Here is a 19,916-nt window from a genome sequence, read left to right as displayed (position 1 = left end):
GCGATGAACTCGCAGGCCATTCAAGCTAGCTGGATCGCTCCATGCTTAGGCGCGCTGTGGACAGTCGCATCCAGGCTTGCCCTCGCGCCCCGGCCAGGACAGGGTCAACCATCGAAGGAATTGCCGCCATGAAACACGCAGGCCTGCACCCGTCCGACTGACCCCGGAGTGCCCCGCCGTGTGCCGAGCCTCCGCGCCCGCGTGAGGCTGACGTGCCCCAAATTTTCTTCACTTCCGACGGCCACATCGGCCACGCCAAGCTAGGGTCAGGACTCAATCAGCACCAGAAGGCGATGACGGCGGCGAGGGCGACGGCCGAGGTGTAGTTGCGGGCCAGCTTGTCGTAGCGGGTGGCGATGCGACGGAAGTCCTTGAGGCGATCGAAGGTCGCCTCGATGCGCCAGCGTTCGCGGTAGCGGCGCTTGTCGTGGCGGATCTTCCGCTTGCGGCCGCGCTTGCCCGGGATGATCGGCGTGATGCCTTGTTCCCGCAGGTCGGCCCGAAGCCAGTCGGCGTCGTAGCTCTTGTCGGCGGCCAGGCGACGGACCCGACCGGGAGCCTCGGCGAGCACGGCTGGGGCGGTGGTGACGTCGCTGGCGTTGCCGGGCGTCAGCAGGAGGACGCCGGGGCGGCCGAGGACATCGGTGAGGGCGTGGATCTTGGTCGTCTGGCCGCCGCGCGACGGGCCGATGCCTTGCGCACGAGCCCGCCTTTGCCGCCATGCGCCGAGCGGTGCGCCTTGACGTAGGTGCTGTCGATGGCGGCCGCCTCGCCTACCCATCCGCCCTTGGCCAGCGCGGTGAGCATCGCCCGCCAGAAGCCGCGGCGGGACCAGCGATTGAAGCGGTTGTAGACGGTCGTGCGCGGACCATACGCTGCCGGGCAGTCGCGCCAGCGGCAGCCCGAGGTCAGCACGTGCAGGATGCCGGAGATGACCTGCCGATCGTCGTTCCGTTCCGGCCCGGGTTGGTTCTTGGGCATGAACCGCTCGATCACCGCCCACTGCTCGTCCGAGAGCCAGAACAGGTCCGCCATCGCCGCCTCAGTGCTGCAAACAGCGGCTCTGAATCACAAAACTAGAACCCTTGCAACGCCTTGGTTCGGTTCACACCCTAGCTTGGCGTCGAGGTCGAGGACCTTGATGCAGTCGTTCGAGGAGGCGAGCACCCCACGCATGAACGCTTCGCTCTCCCGCAACTGCTCCACCGCACGGTGCCGTTCGGTCACGTCGGCGGCCATGCCGAACCATTCCGCGATGCGGCCCTCCTCGTCCCTCACGGGGACGGCGCGGGAGAAGATCCAGCCGGCGGTCCCGTCGGCGAGGCGCACCCGGTGCTCCATCTCGAATGGCTCCGTCCGCGCGACCGCTTCCTCGATCCTGTCATGGACCTCGGCCCGATCCTCCGGGAACAAGTAGTCGTCCATCCATCGCACGCTCGGCGCGTCGGTGTCCGGTATGAAGCCGCGACCCTGCACGGCACGGACCTCGCGCCAGTCGGGGCTCATCGAGTAGAGGCTGTCCGAACTTGCCTCGACGAGGGCGGCGAGACGCCCCTCGTTCGCCCGAAGCCGTTCGGACGCCGCGTCGCGCTCCCGCTGCGCGACGACCCTCGCCGTGCAGTCGGAGGTCACGTTGAGCAGGCCGACGACCTCGCCGCGCCCGTCGCGCAGGGGCGAATAGGCGAAGTCGTACCAGACCTGCTCCTCGAAGCCGTTGCGCGTCATCGTGAGCGGCTGGTCGCGGAAGGCGAAGCTCTCCCCGCGGAAGGTCCGGTCGACCAGCGGCACCAGGACATCCCAAAGCTCGGGCCAGACGTCCTCGGTCGGCAGGCCCAACGCGCTGGGGTGCCGCGCACCGAGGATATCCGCGTAGCCGTCGTTGTAGAGGAAGATGCGCCTCGGCCCCCACATGACGCACATGGGGTGCAGCGAGGCGAGCATCATGTCGACGGTGGTGCACAGGACCGACGGCCACGCCTCGCGCCTACCCAAGGACGTCGACGCCCCGTCGTGCCGGCGGTATAGGTCCGCCATGCGCAGTGAACCGGTCGACCCGACCTCGGCGCCAAGCGCCGTGTACTCCGTCATGCCTCGTCTCGTCAGCTTCCCCGTTCGGCGAGCCCCCCGCCTTGCCGTACGTCTAACCCGTCAGGAAACCGGCACAAAGTGAGACACCCTGACCTCTGTGTGAATTGAAACCCGGCTGGTCCGGCCCTCGATCCGGTGCGGTCGATCAGTCCCGTTCCGCTCGTGCGTCCTGGATGGCGCGTCGCAGGATTCGGGACAAGTCGGCGACCGAGTAGGGCTTGCGCAGCAGATCGAAACCATGCGTGCCCTCGGCAGCCAGGACGTCGCTGTACCCGGAGGTCAACACCACCGGGATATCCGGCCTTCGCCGTCTAATCTCCCCGGCGAGCTCCACTCCGTTCATCCCCGGCATCATCACGTCCGAGAACACCACCTCGAAGCGGTAGGGGATGCGCTCGATTTCGGCCAACGCCTTGCCCGCGTCCGTCGCCCAGACCGTCAAGAAGCCCAGTTCCTTGAGGGCCTGCTGCGCGAAGGCGCCGACTTCGAGGTTCTCCTCAACGACGAGGACGCAGGTGCCATGTCCTTCCGCGAGTGGCTCGGGCTCGGCGTCCGGCAAGGCGGTGGCCGTGGCGGCGACCCGCGGAAGGTAGAGGGTGAAGGTCGTGCCCCGGCCGAGTGTGCTCTCGACGACGATCTCGCCACCCGACTGCTTGGCGAACCCGAACACCTGGCTCAGGCCTAGCCCGGTTCCCTGACCGACACCCTTCGTGGTGAAGAACGGCTCGAAGATGCGTTCCAGGTTCTCCGGCGCGATGCCCGATCCGGTGTCGGTGATCGACACCGCGATGAAGTCCCCGCGCTGCGGCGGGTGCGCCCGGACGGCAGGGATGCGGCCAGCCGTCCGGAGGCCGATTCGCAGGCGGCCCTCACCGTCCATCGCGTCCCTGGCGTTCACGACGAGGTTCACCAGTGCGGTGTCGAATTGGCTCGGGTCGGCGTTCACGTGCAGGTCCTGCGGCCCGCCTGCCGGCAGGTCGAGTTCCACCTGTACGCGGGAGCCGGTGAGGGTTCCCACCATGTCGGCGACCGAGGCCACGGCGCGGTCGATGGCGAACGTCTCAGGCCTGAGTGTCTGGCGCCGTGCGAAGGCGAGGAGCTGTCCGGTGAGCTTGGCGGCCCTGTCGACGGTATCGGAGATGGCCCCGACGTAGCGCTGCCGTCTCTCCTCTGCCAGGTCGGGACGCTTCAGTAGGTCGGTCGAGGACTTGATCACCGTCAGCAGGTTGTTGAAATCGTGGGCCACGCCCCCCGTGAGCTGCCCGACCGCTTCCAGCTTCTGGGATTGGCGCAACTGCTCCTCAAGCGCCCGCCTCTCGGTGATGTCTCGCCCCGCGGCGTAGAAGTGGTCGCCGCGCGGGATGGCGTTCCAGGAGACCCAGCGGTACCCGCCGTCTCGCGCCCTTACGCGAACGTCCACGTCCTGCAACGGATGCCCGCCGCTGACGCGCTCGAAGGCCCAACCGGCCTCCGGGCGGTCGTCCGGGTGAACGAAGGCGTCGAAGCGGGCGCCGACGACCTCCCCGGCTTCCCATCCCAGCAAATGGGTCCATGCCACGTTGGCCTTGCGGAAGAACCCATCGACGCCACAGACGACGAACAGGTCCCGGCTGGCACGCCAGACCATGTCGCGCTCGTCGGCGCGCTCCTGGGCGGTGGCCTCAAGGTGACTTTCGAGACGGCGGCGGTCGGTGATGTCGTTGAATAGCACTGCGACCCGGGCCTGCTCCGGCTCGCCCACCCGGAGCGCGTGCACGTCGAACCAGCGTCCCATCGTGACGGACCCGCTCTCGAAGCGGACCGTCCGGCCGGTCCGCGCGACCTCGCCGTAAGTGTCGAACCACGAGCGTTCGAGCCGCGGAACGACGTCACTCGCCCAGCGTCCGACGGCGTCCTGCAGGCCAGTCTGCGTCGCGAAGGCCGGGTTGACCTCGATGAAGCGGTAATCGACCGCCCGTCCCGCCTCGTCGAACCGCATCTCGATCACGCAGAACCCGCTGTCGACGGCGTCGAACAGGGCCCGGTACCGGGCTTCGCTCTCGGCGAGGACGCCCTCGGCGGTCCGGAAGCGGGTGACGTCGAGTTGGCTGGCGAAGAAGTATCGGAGGTTCCCGTCCGCGTCGAATACCGGGCTGACGTAGAGCTCGTTGCGGAAGGGCGTGCCGTCGCGGTGGTAGTTCAGGATCTCCACGACGACGTCGCGCCGGGCCGCGATGGCGTCCCTGACCTTGGCGACATCGGCGGGGTCGGTGTCGACCCCCTGGAGAAATCTGCAGTTGCGCCCGATAAGTTCGGCGGCGTCGTAACCGCACAATTTCTGGAAGGCCCGATTGGCGAAGACGATGGGGTTATCGGGTAGGTTCGGATCGGTGATGATCTGCGGCATGCGGGTCTTCTCCGCCGCCGTGAAAAGGAGGTCGGTAGACGCAGCCGAGGTGAACTGCCCGTGGCCCGGCCGGCGCAGGCCGTCCTGCCGCTCGGACTCAAGCCTCGCGATGCGTGCTTCGAGCTCGCGCTCGCGCCGCCGCAGCCTGTCGATCTCCGGGTCCATAGGCTCCTCTCGCGGGCGTGAGTACCGTTGGGATTTGCCGGGGACAACGGTCGGGGGTGGGCAGCGCGGCGACGCGGCACGGGTCGATGCACGGTTTCACGGTGTCGATCCGCGCCTAATAGTCGGTCAACGCCCGGGACATTCGGGAACGCAGCGCGTTGGGGTTCGCTCCCGCGTTCGGGAGCCGTGAATGGGGGACCTCATGCAGTCGGACACGCCAAGACCAGGGGATGACCCGCTTCCGCCCATCGGCGACCCGCCGCCGGACCCGGCTCCCCCGGAAGGAGACCCGCCCAGCGAGCCGCCGGCGCCCCAGCCCCCCGGCCCGATCAACGGGCGTTAGAGGCGATCATGGACGTCATGGCGCGGCGTCCCTGGCGGGGCGCAAGGCCACGACGTTCGCGGCCTCGGGGGCCGCCGATCCAGCGTTTCCAAGAACCTCGGCGACCTTGCGGGCGAGCTGTTCGCGTTTGAACGGCTTGCCCACGAGATGCACCCCGTCGTCCAACCGGCCGTGGTGCACGATGGAGTTCTCGGTGTAGCCGGACATGAACACGACCCGCACCTCCGGCCGCAAGGCCTGGACCCGCTCCGCGAGTTCGCGCCCCCGCACCTTGCCGGGCAGCACCACGTCGGTCAGCAGCAGGTCGACGGTCGACGCGTTCGCCCCGAACACCCTGAGCGCCTCTTCGCCGTCGGCCGCATCCAGGACCTGGTAGCCGAGGTCAGCCAGGATCGCGCATGCGATCTCTCGTACCCCCGCCTCGTCCTCCACGACCAGCACCGTCGCCGAGCCGCGCGGCAGTTCCACCGGCACGGCGCTTCGCTGCCCCGCCGCCGCCACCGTCCCGACCGCCCGGGGCAGGTAGATCTTCACCGTCGTGCCCTCGCCGGGCTCGGAATAGATCTTCACGTGGCCGCCCGACTGCTTGACGAAGCCGAACACCATTGCGAGGCCGAGCCCGGTCCCCTTGCCGTCCGGCTTGGTGGTGAAGAACGGCTCGAAGACGCGGGCCACCACCTCCGGCGTCATCCCGTGGCCGGTATCGGAGACCGCGACCATGGCGTAGTCGCCCGGCACGATCTCGGCGTGGTCCCGGGCATAAACCTCGTCGAGGACCTTGTTGCCGAGCTCGATGGTGAGCCTTCCACCCCCGGGCATCGCGTCCCGAGCGTTCAGGGCCAGGTTTAGGACCGCGCTCTCCAACTGGGCCGGGTCGGCCATCGCCGGCCACAGACCCGCGGTCTCGACGTAGCGCACCTCGATGTGCTCGCCGAGGGTCCGCCGCAGGAGCGGGATGAGATCCGGCATCGTCGCCGCGAGGTCGACGGGCGCCGGGGCGAGCGGCTGCTTGCGGGCGAAGGCGAGGAGTTGTCCCGTCAGCGTGGCCCCGCGCTGGGCCGCCCATGCCGCCCGCTCGATCCTCAGTTGCAGTCGGGCGTCGCCGTCGAGCTTCGCACGGACGAACTCCAGGTTCCCGAGGATGACCTGCAGCAGGTTGTTGAAGTCGTGAGCGATACCGCCGGTCAGTTGCCCGACCGCCTGCATCTTCTGCGCCTCGCGCAGCACGCCCTCCGCCTGGGCTCGTTTGGTCATGTCCGAGACGGTCAGGACGAAGCCGCCATCTGGCATCGGCGTCCGGCGGATCTCCAGGTGGTGCCCGTCCGCGCGTTCCCGCTCGTAGGTGACCGCCTCGCGGGGATTCCGGCTTCCGTGCCGGATTTGATCCTCGGTCTCCAGGGCCGCGCGGCCGGGCTCGCCCGTGTGCTTGACGAAGACGCCGTAGGCGGTGCCGGGCCCCAGCATCGCCTTCGGCAGGTCGAGCAGCACCTGGAAGCACTCGTTCCAATGCGCGAGCCTGCGGTCGGGTCCGAACACGGCGACGCCCTGGCTGAGGCTGTAGAGGGTAGTGTGGAGGCGCAGGGCCAGGGCGCGCTGCTCGGCCTCCGCCCCGGAGGAACGCGACCAGGCCTGGTTCAGGAGGCGGGCCGCCCAGAGCAGGATCAGGACCGCAAGCGCCGACCCGGCGATCACCATCCAGCGCACCCAGGCCGCCCGGGCGTCGTTCTGGGCGAGGCGCTCATCGAGCAGCCGCTGCTCGTCAGCGAGCATGCCGTCGAGCAAGGCTTCGGCGTTCTGCATGTGAGCGCGACCGGCGTCGCCGTTGACGATGCGCAGGGCCGTCTCCAACCCGCCGTCACGGCGCGCCTGCACGGTCTGGGCGAGCTCCTCCAGCTTGTGCTGGATGGCCGGCGCCAGGGCGCGGATGCGCTGCTGTTGCGCGGGGTTGTCGGCGGTCAGCTTCTGCAATTCGCCCTGGAGCAGGCCGAGGCGGTCACGGGCGGCGTCGTAGGGGGCGAGGTACTCGTCCCTGCCGGTGAGGATGTAACCGCGTTGTCCGCGTTCGGCGTCGCGCAAGGCGATTGCGAGATCCTTTGTGGTGGCAAGCACGTGATAGCTGTGCTGCGACGCCTCCCGGGCCTCCCGAGAGGCGTTGAGGCGCTCCCAGGTCACCGCGCCGACCAGGGCGAGAATGGTGACGAGCACGCCGAGGACCAGGATGTTGGCGCGCCTGACGAGGTACTGGGTCATGATCACTCGCCTGCACCCGCCGGCATGCACGCCGGGCGCGACCTCAGTCCAAGCCGGCAAGGTCACCGTGGAGCACTACGGTGCGATTGCGGGATAATTGCGAGCGCATCGGTGGCCGAACTTTCACCCGTCGGCGGCACGCCCTACCTATCGCGGTCTTCATTGATCAGTGCGCAGGCTTCGGTCCACCACGGATGCGTTCCTCGGCCCGTCGCGTGCGATCCGGACGAGACCTATCCAGCCCGCATGAACGCGCCACAACCAGACCTGGAAAGCATGTCCCGCGCAGAGCTCGAAGCCGAGGTCCGCCGTCTGCGTGGGCATTCGGCTTCGCTCGCGCAGATGTTCGAGCAGGCCCCGAGCTTCATCGCCCTGCTAAGTGGCCCGGAACATCGCTTCACTCTGACGAACGCCGCCTACCAACGCGCCGTCGACGGTCGCGACGTCATCGGGCGTGCCGTAGCCGAGGTGCTACCGGAGGCCGATGTCCAGGGCTACGTCGCCCTGCTCGACGAGGTGTTCCGCTCGGGCAAGCCGCACCGTGCCACGGGTGCGCGGCTGGACCTGCAACCCGTTCCCGGCGGTCCGGTCACGGAGCGATACCTCGACTTCGTCTACCAGCCGATCTCCGATTCGGACGGTCGGGTCGAAGGCATTTTCGTGGAGGGCCACGACGTCACCGAGCGCACCCTGACCGATGCCGCGCTCCGGGAGAGCGAGGCGCGCTACCGGACCCTGTTCGAGAGCATCGAGGTCGGCTTCTGCGTCATCGAGATGAGGTTCGAAGGTGACCGTGCCGTCGATTACCGTATCGTCGAGGCCAACCCGGCCTTCGTGCGGCAGACGGGGGCCGACGTCGCGGGCAAGTGGGTGAGCGAGTTCGCGCCCGACCTCGAACGGTACTGGTTCGACACCTACGGACGCGTCGCCCTGACCGGCGAGCCCGCTCACTTCGAGCATTACGCCGATGTGTTCGGGCGCTGGTTCGACGTGCACGCCCTTCGTACCGGTGATCCCGCCACGCATCGCGTCGCCGTGTTCTTTTCGGACATCACCGAACGCCGGGCGATGGAGCGTCGCGCCGAGGCCGGAGAACGCGAGCTCCGCCTCATCGCGGACGCGTTGCCGGTGCTGATCGCCTTTATCGGCGAGGACCAGGTCTACCGGTTCGCCAACAGGGCCTACGAGGACTGGTTCTTCCTGCCGCCCGACGAGGTCATCGGGAGACACGTCCGGGACTTGCTTACCCCGGACGGCTACGCCGCGCGCGAGCCATTCATGAAACGCGCGCTGGCCGGCGAATCCGTCACTTTCGAGATGGAATGGCCGTACCGCGACGGGCGCTCCCGCATCGCCGAGATCCGCTACCTGCCTCGCCGTGCCGCCGATGGTCGCGTCGACGGCTACCACGTCTTCGTGCAGGACGTGACCGCCCGGGTGCAAACGGAGGCGGACCTCGCAAGCCAGGTCGCGGCTCGAACCGCGGAACGCGACCAGATCTGGCAGGCCTCCTCCGACCTGTTGTGCGTGGCCAACCTCGACGGATACTTCGTCAGCCTGAACCCGGCCTGGCCCCGGACCCTCGGATGGACCGACGCCGAGATGAAGGCGCGGCCCTTCCTCGACTTCGTACACCCCGACGACTTCGCGGCGACCGTGACGGCGGCGGGTGGGCTCTCGCGCGGGGAGGCCCAACTCACCTTCGAGAACCGCTACCGCCACCGAGACGGCACCTACGTCTGGTTGTCCTGGAACGCGGTTCCGCGCGACGGCCTGATCTACGCCTCCGTGCGCGACGTGACCGAGATCAAGCGGCAAGCCGAAGCCCTCGCGAGGACCGAGGAAGCCCTGCGGCAATCGCAGAAAATGGAGGCGGTGGGTCAACTCACCGGTGGCTTGGCCCACGATTTCAACAATCTGCTGGCCGGCATCTCGGGTTCGCTGGAACTGATGCAGACCCGGATGAGCCAGGGCCGGATGGGCGACCTCGACCGCTACATGACGGTCGCCCAGGGCGCTGCCAGGCGTGCGGCCGCGCTGACCCACCGGCTCCTCGCCTTCTCCCGGCGCCAGACCCTCGACCCCAAGCCGACCAACGTGAACCGCCTCGTCACCGACATGGAGGAGTTGATCCGGCGCACCGTCGGCCCGGCCGTCCACCTGGAGGTCGTCGGCCTCGCCGGGCTGTGGCCAGCGCTGATCGACCCGGGGCAGTTGGAGAACGCCCTGCTCAACCTGTGCATCAACGCCCGCGACGCGATGCCGGAGGGCGGCCGCATCACCATCGAGACCGCCAACAGATGGATCGACGAGGTCGGCGGCCGTCAGCACGACCTGCCGCCGGGGCAGTATCTCAGCGTCTGCGTGAGCGACACCGGCACCGGTATGGCGCCGGACCTGATCGACAAGGTCTTCGAGCCGTTCTTCACCACCAAGCCCACCGGCGAGGGCACGGGCCTCGGCCTGTCCATGGTCTACGGCTTCGCCCGCCAGTCGGGCGGGCAGGTGCGGATCTACTCGGAGGTCGGCGAGGGCACGATGGTGTGCCTCTACCTGCCCCGTCACTACGGCGAGGCCGACGAGGCCGAGGTCGCGCGCCGGCTCGCCGAGGCGGAACTGGCGGGCCAGGGCGAGACGGTGCTGATCGTCGACGACGAGCCCTCCGTACGCATGCTGGTCACGGAGGTGCTGGAAGATCTCGGCTACACCGCCATCGAGGCCGCCGACAGCGTCGCCGGCCTGAAGGTGCTGCAATCGGACGTGCGCATCGACCTGCTGGTCACGGATGTCGGCCTGCCGGGCGGGATGAACGGGCGCCAGATGGCCGATGCCGGTCGCGAGCGGCGGCCGGACCTGAAGGTGCTGTTCATCACCGGCTACGCCGAGAACGCCGTGCTCGGGAACGGCTACCTGCGCCCGGGCATGCAGGTTCTGACAAAGCCGTTCGTGCTGGAGACGCTCGCAACCCGCATCAAGGACCTCATCGCCGAGGCTTGAGCCGCGCGACCCGTCCGACTGCGGGCGAACCGCGTCGTCTTACGCGGTGGCCGGGCGATATCGCGAACCACCCATTTCGCTCGGCGGGATAATGGCACACTTGGCGCGACTGCCCGGATCGTTTCCCGAAGGCTATGTGGCACCCCGCTTCATGAGGAAAACCAACTTCCGACGATGTCCAAGCCACCTTCCAACCCGCCCCCTCAATCAGGGGCGATCCCGGACGGGGAAATCCGTGAACGGGCCTATGACATTTGGGAGCGGCATCACCGTCCCGAAGGATTTGAGATGCAGTTCTGGCTCATGGCCAGGCGTGAGTTGATGGCGGAGCGGGAAGCGAGGAAATCGACCGGCACGGCCCCCGGCGAAGAGGAAGGCAGGTAGCGAAGTCTGCGCGATTTCCTCGCAGCGCATCTTGCCCTCTGCCGAGCCGTCACCCCTCCCTGTGCAGGCGGCTCGAAGCAGGGCGGGCGACCCGGCCCTGCCTGACGACGTCCGGAGGCGCGGGAGAAATCGCCGGATAACGGTACATCTCTCTCTCTGGGCCTGGCCGGGCTCCGCATATATTGCTCCCGCCGCGTGCGCGGGTCTTCCGGGCATCCGATCCCCTTTCGAGGTCATACCGGGCGTTCCCTCCGATCAGCGCTCGGGACGGCCGCGAGGCCGGGCGCATGCGTCATTCCGGGCGCGCGTCCGGCCCGTCGCCCCTTCCGACCGGGCAGTCCCGGGCCCCGCACCTGACCGCTCGCTCCCATGTTCCAGTCCGATGCCGGCGACGAACGTCGGCGCCAGTACGACCAGCGGGTCCTCGACGAGGCGAGGATGACAGGCCTGTACGACGACGACATCGCGACCGTGCTGTGCGGCAGGTTGCCGACGGAGGTGGTCCTCCCGCTTCGTGGCGAGGACGCTGATGCTTACGCGGAAAGCGCCGTGGGCGAGTTACTCGTCCTCTACGTCAACCGCTGGCAGGGCGGGCCGAGCGGGTGACGCGGACGCCGCTGCGGTGTCCATCGAGGCTTTCCATCCCCGGGAGCGTCACACTGGGAATGTCGGTGGGGCTCGATGACCGATAACACCTAGGCGGACCCGAGCCGCGCGACCGATGCGCATCGCGACCATGCACATCGTATCTGTCGAGGGTTTCTCGGTCAGGGCGTCGGCATCGCCGATGGCGGAGCTAGCCCGGGTCCGTCAGCAATTCGCTAATCCGCCCGTTCCCGAGCCGAGTTAGCCGGGACGCCGATCCGACGAACCGTAGGAAGAGACCGCCGATGAGCCTTCGTATCCTCACCCTGGCGATACTCGCGCTCGCGATACCCCTGGCCGCAAGTCGCCCATGCTCCGCGCAAAAGGGACCGGGGATGGAGGCCATGAGAGCTAATTGCGGGGGCGACTACCTTCGCTTCTGCGCCGGGATGAGGCCGGACGGAGCCGAAGTGAAAGCCTGCTTCGAGCGCAATCGCCCGAACCTGTCGGAGGGATGCTCGAAGGCCATCGTGGCATACGAGCGAACCCGTGCCGGATCGGACGGCGGGGCCGACCGCTGACCCACGCGACGGGCAGGCCGGCAGCCGACCATGCGACCGACCGATAGTGCCCGAGGGACCGGCTACCGTGACGAGGGGCGCTGTCGCCATCGGCCCTATTTGACCTCGCAAGAGGAGGCTGTCGACGTCATGAGCATCGCACGCAAATTGATCTACGCCGCGTCGAACGGCGACCACTGGTTCCTATGCGTCGGCGAGGACCCGGAGGACGTGTTCGTTCTCCATGAGCCGAACGGTCCCTCGGGCGGAAGGCCGTCCCGCGTCGAACTCTCGACTTTCCTCTCAATCGGGGCAGACTGTCCGGAACGACTCGCGCTGCTCGGCATGATCCGCTCACTCGTCGCGGCCTCCGGCGCCACCGTGCCGGCATCCTCGTCCGGGCCTGAACCCGGCGCCGCCGGGGCCGAACCGACACCGGGGGAAATGGTCGCGTCGACCTGAAGGCGACGCACCCGGCGGACACATCGGGCTCTGGTCACGCTTGTGGGATACTCCCCTACGCGAAGAGGCGCCCGACAGTCCGTCGGGCGCCTCCTTCGTTAATCGCTACAGCGGAACCTGCGGCCCGCCGTTCGGGCAGACGACTCAGTATCCGTAGCCATAAGCCGGGTACCCGTAGCCATAAGCCGGGGCGTATCCATAGGCCGGGGCATAGCCGTAGCCGCCGTAGTACCCGACCGGGCGGCCATAGCCGTAACCGTAGCTGCCGTACGAGTTCGCGACGATGGCCCCTGCGGCGAGGCCGGCGATCCCGAGGCCGATGGCTGCCCCTGGGCCGATGCCGCGGCGATAGCCGTAGCCGCGTCCGTAGCCGCCGCGGAAGCCGACGCCGCGATATCCGCCGCCATAGCCGTATCCGCCATGGCCGTAACCGTAGCCACCGCCGTAGCCCCAGCCACGTGCCTCTGCGGGCGCCGATGCCAGGAGTCCGAGGCCGAGCAGCGCAGTGGAAGCGAGTGCGATCTTACGCATTCGAAATCTCATATCGCATGGGAATGGCAACTCAACAGCTCGGGGCTTACGCCGTTCCAAGGCCATGTGCGGCACGGCACGGTGAGGTGCCCGTCCGAGGGGAGACGGCCGCGGCATCGCCGTCGAGGGTCTCCAGCCCGCAACCATGATTCCTGGACGGGAAAACCGCCGCTCCTGGGATGCGACTTCGCCGTCCCGGGAACGAGGTCACCATCTGGCCGGTCAAGCCGCAAACGGAGGGTCCCGCCTATCGAGGACATGGCTGTTCCGGAGGACAGCCAAGGCCTCACCGGCGGCGCGTTGCCCGCTGTCGTGGGCACCGTGGGCGGTCGTGAAGTCGAAGGGATGCGTCGCCTCGCCAGCGAAGAACAGCCGGTTCTCGCAAGGCTGCGCCAAGCGCGAACGCGCCTGCGAGCGACCCGGAAGCGCGCAGCTATACGCGCCGCCTATGGACGCCATCCGGCTCCAAGAGGTCGCCGCGAGCGGACGGACCGCCCCCGCCACCTCACTGCCGAATAAGGCGACCAACTGTCCCGTCACGAAGGCGAAGCCGGCGGCCGGGCCCTCTTCGTCCAGGATGCGCGCCCCCTCGCCACCGAGGAAGGCCTCGATCACCGGCCACCCGTTCGGCCGGATGGAATAGGCCGCCGACCTCGGGTCCCTCAGGTCGCCGTAGGCGTGCGAGTCCGGCCCGAACACGCTGTCGCTTCCGATCTCCAGAAAGATCTTCTCGTTGCGCCCGAGGGGAAGGGCGGCCGCCGCTTCCCGCCAGGGGTCGATGCCGGGGGGAAGGCGGATCGCGTCGCCAGCCAGGACCGCGGTCGAGACCGTGAGGACAGCGGCCTTGGCGCGGATGGCACCCGCGCGGGTGGTTACCTCGACGCCGTCCATGGTTAGATCGATCCGTTCGGCGGGCGTGGCCAACCGGACGGTGGCAGAGGCTGGCAGGCTGGCGGCGACCAGGGTGCCGTAGCCGAACGGCAGGTTCCAGTTCCTGCCTGTCGAGGCGTCATCGTACGTCAGGTAGTCGGTCGCCGAGATGCATTCCGGCGCGACCCCGCTCCTGAACCCTGCGATGGCACGGACATAGCCGTTCCAGGGGCCTTCTGGCTCCAGGGCATCGCTCGCCCGGTCGGTGCCGGGGGGCGACGGCGCGAAGCCGTTCCTCCCAGTCGCCATAGGCCTTCCACGCCGCCTCCTGGTCGTCCTTGTCGTCAGCTAGGGAGGGATGCGCCTTCGCCCATGGCGGGTCACCCCTGTCGACCGGGAAGCCGGAAGCCTCGGCGATGCCGACCCAGGCGTTGCGGTCGCCCGAATGGAGCCACTCGCAGCCGAGGTCGAGCGGATAGCCACCAAGGTCCTGTGTGTAGGCCCGGCCCCCAAGGCGCGAGGACGTCTCAAGGAGCAACGTCGCCCTCCCGTGCGCCGCGAGCCGCCGCGCAGCTCCGACGCCGGCGGCGCCTCCACCTACGATGATGACTTCGAACTCGCTGTTCATGCCCTGTAGGTGAGGCCGGCCTCGGGGCGCGACAAGCATCGAGGGTTCGCGAGACCGAGCTCGGTCGAACGGCCACCAACGCCACGGAACAAAGGTTGAACGCGATCGTTGGAGGTTGCTCGGGGCAACCTGGGCACAACGGAAGCTGGTGAGACGAACCCGGACACCTTCCTCCCCACGCCCGAGACCGCGGCCAAGGGCACCCCGTCGGCGGGAAGAAGGCGAGAACCTTTTGTGCGAAGCGGTCCCTCAGACCTGAGCTTGGCGGCAATTCATCCCGCATGGCACATGACGGCCCTCTGATCCCAAGCGGCAATCCGGCCATGCCCCCGGTCGACTACCATCGCAACGCCCTGCGTATCCTCTTCATCCTTGTGAAGGGCAGCCGACCGTACACGGGGGAGCCCGTCAAAGGGTTCGACCGCGTGTTTCGGGGCGAGACCAAGGTGCAGGCACTCGATTTTTGGGTGCGCTACCCCGACTACCTAGCCGACGAGCTTCTCTCGCTCTACGAGCTCACCGGCGACCGGCAGCACCTCGACACGGCGCATCGGATCTTCGCCGACGAGGAGCCGGACCTGCGGCGGGTGCCGATGCTGCGGCGCTACTTCGGTGCCTACGAGCCGCTCGACACGGTGTTGGGCATCCTCAAGAGCCGAGGGCTGGTCCTGCCGCGGTCGCGCCAGATGGAGCGCGGCACCGACGAGCATGACTTCCTGGTCGGCGCCAAGGCCAGTGAACTGATACCCCAGGTGGTCGCCGACCTGCCCGAATTGGGCTGGTACGACCGTCGGGTGGACTTGGTGCTGCGCGTTGCCGCCGGCCGAGGCGGCTACGCCCTGAAGGAACGCCAGCATCGGCAGAAGGAGTACCACGATGCCGCGACCGGCGACCTGATCCCGACCACCGCCGAACGCGTCCGCAAAAGGCTCGAAACCCTGCAGAAGGCCGCCTGATGGCCGACGATCCGAAGCCGTTCGACGCGGCGTCCCTACTCGCCGAGATCGCGGATAAGTCAGGCCGGACCGTGGACGAGGTCCGCGGCGTCCTGACCCGTCACGGCGTCGCCTACAAGCCGTCCATCGCAGTCCCCAAGCACCTCTGCATCCGGTCACTCGCCTTCACCGGGGAGAAGAAGGGCGAGAAGGCGTCGGGCACGATCTCGTTCGCCTGGGAAGACCTCGGGCCTGGCCTGATGGCAATGCTCAGCGACAGGAACTTCCGGGGCAAGTCGACGCTCCTGGGCATGATGAGATGGTGCCTCACGGGCCGCCGCGCCGAGAACATCCCGGGCGAGATGGCCGAGTGGTTCGACGCCGTGAAGATGGCGTTCACCCTCGACGACCAAGCATACGAGGTCGACATCTCGGACGCGGTGACGCCCGCAGGCACGCTGTGGAGGGTCGAGGGCGAGAAGCGGTTCGAGCAGGCGCCGTTCGGGTCCCATGAAGGGTTCGAGGCCGTGATGTCGGACTTCTTCATGGGGCAGCTCGGACTGCAGACGCTGGTCGTCCACGTCGACCAGAAGGGCCAGGGCATCGACCAGACACACCACTGGCCATGGCTGTCCGGCGCCATGGTGATCGAGCCCAGCCCGAAGCACCTGTTCGGTTCGGCCCAGCACCTGCGCATCCGCATGATGCAGATGTACCTCGGAGTGCCCTGGGCGGACGCCACAAACGACGTGCTGTCCGCTAAGAACCGGATCGCGACCGAGACGCGGCAGGTCACGGCGGAGATCGAGCGGACGCGCGGGCGCCGCAAGGCACGGCTCGCCGAATTGGATGCCGACCTCGCCTCGCTGCATGCCAGGTTGGCCAAGCTGCCGCGCGAGGACGATCAGCGACAGGCACTCAGGCGGGCGAACAGGGAGGTCGCGGCCGCCGAGGCGCGGCTGCGCGCCGGGGAGCGGACGCTCGCGGCCGTGGACGAGGATCTGGATGCGGCGAAGGAGGCGTATGCGGAGGCCCGGCGCGACCTGCAGGACTTCAAGGACGGCCGGGCCGCGCGCCGGGTCTTCCGATCCCTCGATCCTCTCGGCTACCCGCGATGCGACGAGGTCTTCGACGAGGAACGCAGGCAGGAGACCCGCGAGCGACACGTCTGCGTCGTGTGCGGGACCGACGAGGTGCCCGAGGGCAACCCGGCAGCCCAGGAGGTAGGGTTGAAGGACGCCGTCGCGGCCTCGGAGGCGGAAGTGAAGTCCCAGAAGCTTCGCCGCGAGGCGGCCCAGGGAGCCGTCTCTCAGGCCAAGGGCGACAGGGAACGTTTCGAGGCTGAGTGCCGCCGTCTCGAAGCCGCGCTCGCCCAGCCTTCGGGAGCGCATGCCCTTGAGATGGAGATCATGCTCAAGGAGGCCCGGAAGGAGGAACTGGAGGACGAGGAGGAGCCAGCCCCGGAGCCGCTGGACGGCACGGCCATCCTGGAGATCGCCGAGAAGGTGACGAAGCAGGCCTTCAAGCCGCTGCAGGAGGATCTCCTCGCGGAGGTGTCCGAACTGACCAGGGACTATGCAGTCCGGTTCGGCGTCGAGAGCCTCGAAGGGGTCGAGTTGCGCGGCAACTGCGCCATGGCCCTGAAGAAGGGCGGTGGCACCGCGTTCTTCGGGACGCAGACGGACGGCGAACGGGCGCGGCTCAAGATTGCCACGACCATCGCCATCATCACGGTCGCCGAGCGCCGCGGGCTGGGGCGCCACCCCGGACTCCTCCTGATCGATTCGCCTGGCGCGAACGAGATGGTGGGCCAGGATTACGCCAGCCTCGTCGCCGGCCTCGCGGAACTCGTCGAGGAGATCGGCCACATCCAGGTGTTCGTGGCTGCCGTCAACAACGATACCATCCGCGGGCATGTGTCAGACGACAAGGTGCGCTACGCTTCCGGGGACGATTACCTCTGGTGAGGCAGTGGACACCCTCGACGCCAAGATGGAAGCGGTGCTGACGGCCGGGCGAAAGCCGTCGGTCGCGGATTTCGGCGGCCTCAACCCGATCCTGGGCGAGGCGACGGCCGTCGCGCGCTCGCACTACGCCCCGGAGTTCGTTTCCCTCGTCCTTGACGGGAGCGGCGATGCGGACGATGCCGCCATGGCCTTCGCCGGCAAGGTAATCGAGCACCTCGACGACGATTTCGCCATCAATGCCATCGTCGATTGGGCCGCCGGCCGGAGCCCGTTGCCCGAGCCGACCGAGCTGCGTTTCTTCCGGCGCTGGCTGGCCCTGGCCGGCGACCGCGGCGCCGCCTCCAGCGTACGGACGGCGGCCTTGCGCGGCGCCTTGCTCATGAAGCGTCAGGACAGCCGTCGCGCCCTCCAGCTGGCAGGCTTCGTGGCCGCGAGCGACCTCGATGACGAACCCGACTTCCTAGCGCATGCCGCGCGGGTCGGGGGCTTCCTCCACGCCGAGAGCCCGAACCCCGGAATCGTCGGCTTCCTTGAAGACCTGCTCGACGTGGCCGACGCCGCGGACGAGGCCTCGTTCGAGCTCGGCATGGATCAGGTAGGCTCGGCGCTGCGGGCCGTGGAAGGCGCCCAGGTGCTGGCCCGGTTGCGCCAGGCACGTTCCAGGTTCGAGGCCGCCTCGGCACGACGAGAGGCACGCGCCGACGCGCGGGTGCTCTCGCTGGCCATCGGGCTCCTCGACGACTTCTACGAGAAGCGGTCCGACGGTTGGGCCGAGCGTTTGCAGGACCTCAGCAGGGAAGCTTTCGCCTACTCGGCCTATTCCGGGCAGGAAGACGACTTCCTGAACGGCGCCAAGACCGCTGAGGTCGCCGCATGGGGGGCGCTCGCGGTCCGACTGGGCAGCCTCGCCCCCAATCTCGGCAAGCCTGCGTGGTGGGACGCCGCGCGCATCATCGAGGGCGAGCTCCTCGCGGTCTACTCGGCCAGTCGGACCATCTTCCGACGGGGGGAGGACGGCGGGCTGGAATGGGTGGTCCGGCCCCGCATCGAGGAATACGTCAGCCTGCAAAGGCAGCAACTCTACGTGCTGCGCGAGTGGCTGGGCGCCAACCCCCTGTCCGAGCATGGGGCCGCCACGACCGAGCTCATCGGCCGCGCCGAGGTCGCCCTGGGCATGGAGGGCTCCCCGGACCCTCAGCCGGCGGCGGCCGAAGGCTCAACGGTCGCCGCCATTCTTGAGCAGGGGGAGCTCCCCATCGAGCTCCAGGGAAGGATCGTCCGCGAGACCCTCGCCGACGTCAACGCCTTCGAGTTCCGTCAGGTGTCGCCGCCCCTGATGGAGGCGGTGACGGCCGTCCATCTCACCTTTGAGGGGCTGCGTTACTACGAGCAGCCGAAGGTCCGGGCGATCGTGCGGTCGCTGGTCTACAAGACCCTGCTGTTTCTCGAAGACCGCCTCGACCTCACGGCGGGCGTGGACCCGGCAGTGGCCTACCTCTTCGTCGAGGAGGGGCAACCCAACCCGCACGAGAAGGCCCTGCAGCAGGACTACATGGCGTCCCTGCGCCGCTCCAGGTTCGGGACGGTGGACGAGGTGCGCGGGGTCGGCGGCGGACGGGCCGACGTCGCCCATCAAGTCGACGGCATCAGGTTCGTCACCGAGGTGAAGCGCGAGGAGACGGACGCGTCGTTCGCGAACCTGCTGGCGTCCTACGGCGACCAGACCGCCCTCTACCAGAACACGAACATCCCGGTCGGCATCCTCCTTGTCCTCGACCTCACCACTGGCGAGGGCCTTCCCGGTCATTTCCGGACCCTCTACCATCCCGAGGTGGGCGAACTTTTCGGGGACGGGATGCTGCGTGGCGTGCTGGTCGTCTGTGTCCCAGCGCGCAAGATCCCGCCGAGCGCGGCGACCGAGAGGGCCAAGCGGGCAATCTCGGCGGCCAGGGCGGAGAAGCGACGCCAGGCACGAGCGGCAAAGAAGGCGGCAGCCGGCGCGGCAGGAGCCAAGGGCCAAGGTCGGAAGAGGCAGGCGGCCGAGCCCATCCTCAAGCGGCCCGACGGCGGGTCCGATGAGGGCGGCTGTGGCTATCGTCCGCATTCACCTGTGAACGGCTGCGTTGCAGGCGGAGAGACCCCGCTTGCATCGCAGCCCTACGCCCAGGGCGATCGAGCGCACCGATCAGGAGATCCCACACCATGGAATACGTCGGCCTTCACTCGTCCGCCTAATCCCGAAGTGCCGCCGCGTGCCGAGCCTCCGCACCTGGAGGCCTCGATGTCATCCTTACCCTCTTCGTTTCGGCCACCAACTGGAGCCACTAGGCGACCTTCTGTATCGCCTCGGCTGCAACAGACCCTTCGCGACTATCGAGGGTCACGACGAGGCGTTGATCGCCCGCTGGAACGGGGCCGTCGGCCCCGAAGATGTCGTCTGGCACCTTAGCGACTTCTGCCACCGCTGCACGGAGGACCGTGCCCGCTCCATTTTCGCGCGCTTAAACGCCGCCTGCGCTGCCTCACCCGCGGCAACCACGACCGCATCGGCGCGCGCCTGGAGCCCCAGGAAGTCGGGTATCAGCTCGTAGGGATCGGCGGCGCTTCTCAGGTTCGTGATTATCCAGCCGCAGACGCTCGCGCATAAATAATAACTGGCGAAAGCTTTTTACGTTAACGAACAGACGTTTATCTACCGTAGTCGCATCCGATTCTGCCGATTCACCATGGCTGCTCGCAAGCAACGGCGGCGAACTTGCGGCTGG

The 19,916-nt window shown here is 68.2% G+C and carries 11 protein-coding genes and 2 pseudogenes; 7 read left to right on the top strand and 6 right to left on the bottom strand.

Annotated features, from left to right (window positions below; translation table 11 throughout):
• Window positions 1-277: 277 nt before the first annotated feature.
• The 4 genes and pseudogenes from MKK52_RS05110 to MKK52_RS05095 all read right to left on the bottom strand — a co-directional run bounded on the left by MKK52_RS05110 (window position 278) and on the right by MKK52_RS05095 (window position 7,232).
• Window positions 278-981, bottom strand: a pseudogene (locus tag MKK52_RS05110) (IS5 family transposase).
• A gap of 87 nt (window positions 982-1,068) precedes the next feature.
• The gene (locus tag MKK52_RS05105; protein ID WP_243952741.1) at window positions 1,069-2,088 is read right to left on the bottom strand and encodes a PAS domain-containing protein; all 1,020 of its coding nucleotides are present in this window, start codon (window positions 2,086-2,088) and stop codon (window positions 1,069-1,071) included.
• Window positions 2,089-2,233: 145 nt separating this feature from the next.
• Entirely contained in the window at window positions 2,234-4,639 is a 2,406-nt protein-coding gene (locus tag MKK52_RS05100) for a PAS domain S-box protein (RefSeq protein ID WP_243952740.1), read from the bottom strand.
• Window positions 4,640-4,997: 358 nt separating this feature from the next.
• Window positions 4,998-7,232: a CHASE3 domain-containing protein gene (locus MKK52_RS05095; protein ID WP_243952739.1), complete on the bottom strand. Its 2,235-nt coding sequence runs from the start codon at window positions 7,230-7,232 to the stop codon at window positions 4,998-5,000.
• A gap of 276 nt (window positions 7,233-7,508) precedes the next feature.
• On the opposite strand from MKK52_RS05095, the gene MKK52_RS05090 reads away from it, so the two are divergent.
• From MKK52_RS05090 to MKK52_RS05075, 4 genes are all read left to right on the top strand, one after another.
• Window positions 7,509-10,229, top strand: coding sequence for a PAS domain-containing sensor histidine kinase (locus MKK52_RS05090; protein WP_243952738.1), 2,721 nt, complete (start codon window positions 7,509-7,511; stop codon window positions 10,227-10,229).
• Window positions 10,230-10,403: 174 nt separating this feature from the next.
• On the top strand, window positions 10,404-10,613 hold the full coding sequence (locus MKK52_RS05085; RefSeq protein ID WP_243952737.1) for a DUF2934 domain-containing protein: 210 nt from the start codon (window positions 10,404-10,406) through the stop codon (window positions 10,611-10,613).
• 369 nt (window positions 10,614-10,982) lie between these two features.
• Window positions 10,983-11,219 carry a hypothetical protein gene (locus tag MKK52_RS05080; protein WP_243952736.1) on the top strand — a complete coding sequence of 79 codons (237 nt, stop codon included), beginning with the start codon at window positions 10,983-10,985 and terminating at the stop codon, window positions 11,217-11,219.
• Between the two features lie 689 nt (window positions 11,220-11,908).
• The gene (locus tag MKK52_RS05075) at window positions 11,909-12,220 is read left to right on the top strand and encodes a hypothetical protein (RefSeq protein WP_243952735.1); all 312 of its coding nucleotides are present in this window, start codon (window positions 11,909-11,911) and stop codon (window positions 12,218-12,220) included.
• A gap of 144 nt (window positions 12,221-12,364) precedes the next feature.
• Here the strand turns inward: MKK52_RS05075 and MKK52_RS05070 are convergent, their stop codons facing one another.
• Entirely contained in the window at window positions 12,365-12,751 is a 387-nt protein-coding gene (locus MKK52_RS05070; protein ID WP_243952734.1) for a hypothetical protein, read from the bottom strand.
• A gap of 222 nt (window positions 12,752-12,973) precedes the next feature.
• Window positions 12,974-14,249, bottom strand: a pseudogene (locus MKK52_RS05065) (flavin monoamine oxidase family protein).
• A 323-nt stretch (window positions 14,250-14,572) separates the two neighbouring features.
• On the opposite strand from MKK52_RS05065, the gene MKK52_RS05060 reads away from it, so the two are divergent.
• From MKK52_RS05060 to MKK52_RS27100, 3 genes are read left to right on the top strand one after another with little or no spacing between them, the layout of a single operon-like run.
• Window positions 14,573-15,205: a hypothetical protein gene (locus tag MKK52_RS05060; protein WP_243952733.1), complete on the top strand. Its 633-nt coding sequence runs from the start codon at window positions 14,573-14,575 to the stop codon at window positions 15,203-15,205.
• Window positions 15,205-17,151, top strand: coding sequence for a hypothetical protein (locus tag MKK52_RS05055; RefSeq protein ID WP_243952732.1), 1,947 nt, complete (start codon window positions 15,205-15,207; stop codon window positions 17,149-17,151). Before MKK52_RS05060 ends, MKK52_RS05055 begins: the two co-directional genes overlap by 1 nt.
• 4 nt (window positions 17,152-17,155) lie before the next feature.
• Window positions 17,156-19,600, top strand: a complete 2,445-nt coding sequence (locus MKK52_RS27100) for a hypothetical protein (protein ID WP_243952731.1) — start codon at window positions 17,156-17,158, stop codon at window positions 19,598-19,600.
• Window positions 19,601-19,916 lie beyond the last annotated feature (316 nt).

It is taken from the genome of Methylobacterium sp. J-067, from assembly GCF_022829465.1.
Lineage (GTDB): Bacteria > Pseudomonadota > Alphaproteobacteria > Rhizobiales > Beijerinckiaceae > Methylobacterium > Methylobacterium litchii.
This window is presented reverse-complemented; position numbering and strand designations above follow the sequence as displayed.

Bases quoted from the DNA above. Each gene is read 5' to 3' on its own strand.
- MKK52_RS05105 (WP_243952741.1), bottom strand. From the start codon at position 2,088: ATGACGGAGTACACGGCGCTTGGCGCCGAGGTCGGGTCGACCGGTTCA.
- MKK52_RS05100 (WP_243952740.1), bottom strand. From the start codon at position 4,639: ATGGACCCGGAGATCGACAGGCTGCGGCGGCGCGAGCGCGAGCTCGAA.
- MKK52_RS05095 (WP_243952739.1), bottom strand. From the start codon at position 7,232: ATGACCCAGTACCTCGTCAGGCGCGCCAACATCCTGGTCCTCGGCGTG.
- MKK52_RS05090 (WP_243952738.1), top strand. From the start codon at position 7,509: ATGTCCCGCGCAGAGCTCGAAGCCGAGGTCCGCCGTCTGCGTGGGCAT.
- MKK52_RS05085 (WP_243952737.1), top strand. From the start codon at position 10,404: ATGTCCAAGCCACCTTCCAACCCGCCCCCTCAATCAGGGGCGATCCCG.
- MKK52_RS05080 (WP_243952736.1), top strand. From the start codon at position 10,983: ATGTTCCAGTCCGATGCCGGCGACGAACGTCGGCGCCAGTACGACCAG.
- MKK52_RS05075 (WP_243952735.1), top strand. From the start codon at position 11,909: ATGAGCATCGCACGCAAATTGATCTACGCCGCGTCGAACGGCGACCAC.
- MKK52_RS05070 (WP_243952734.1), bottom strand. From the start codon at position 12,751: ATGCGTAAGATCGCACTCGCTTCCACTGCGCTGCTCGGCCTCGGACTC.
- MKK52_RS05060 (WP_243952733.1), top strand. From the start codon at position 14,573: ATGCCCCCGGTCGACTACCATCGCAACGCCCTGCGTATCCTCTTCATC.
- MKK52_RS05055 (WP_243952732.1), top strand. From the start codon at position 15,205: ATGGCCGACGATCCGAAGCCGTTCGACGCGGCGTCCCTACTCGCCGAG.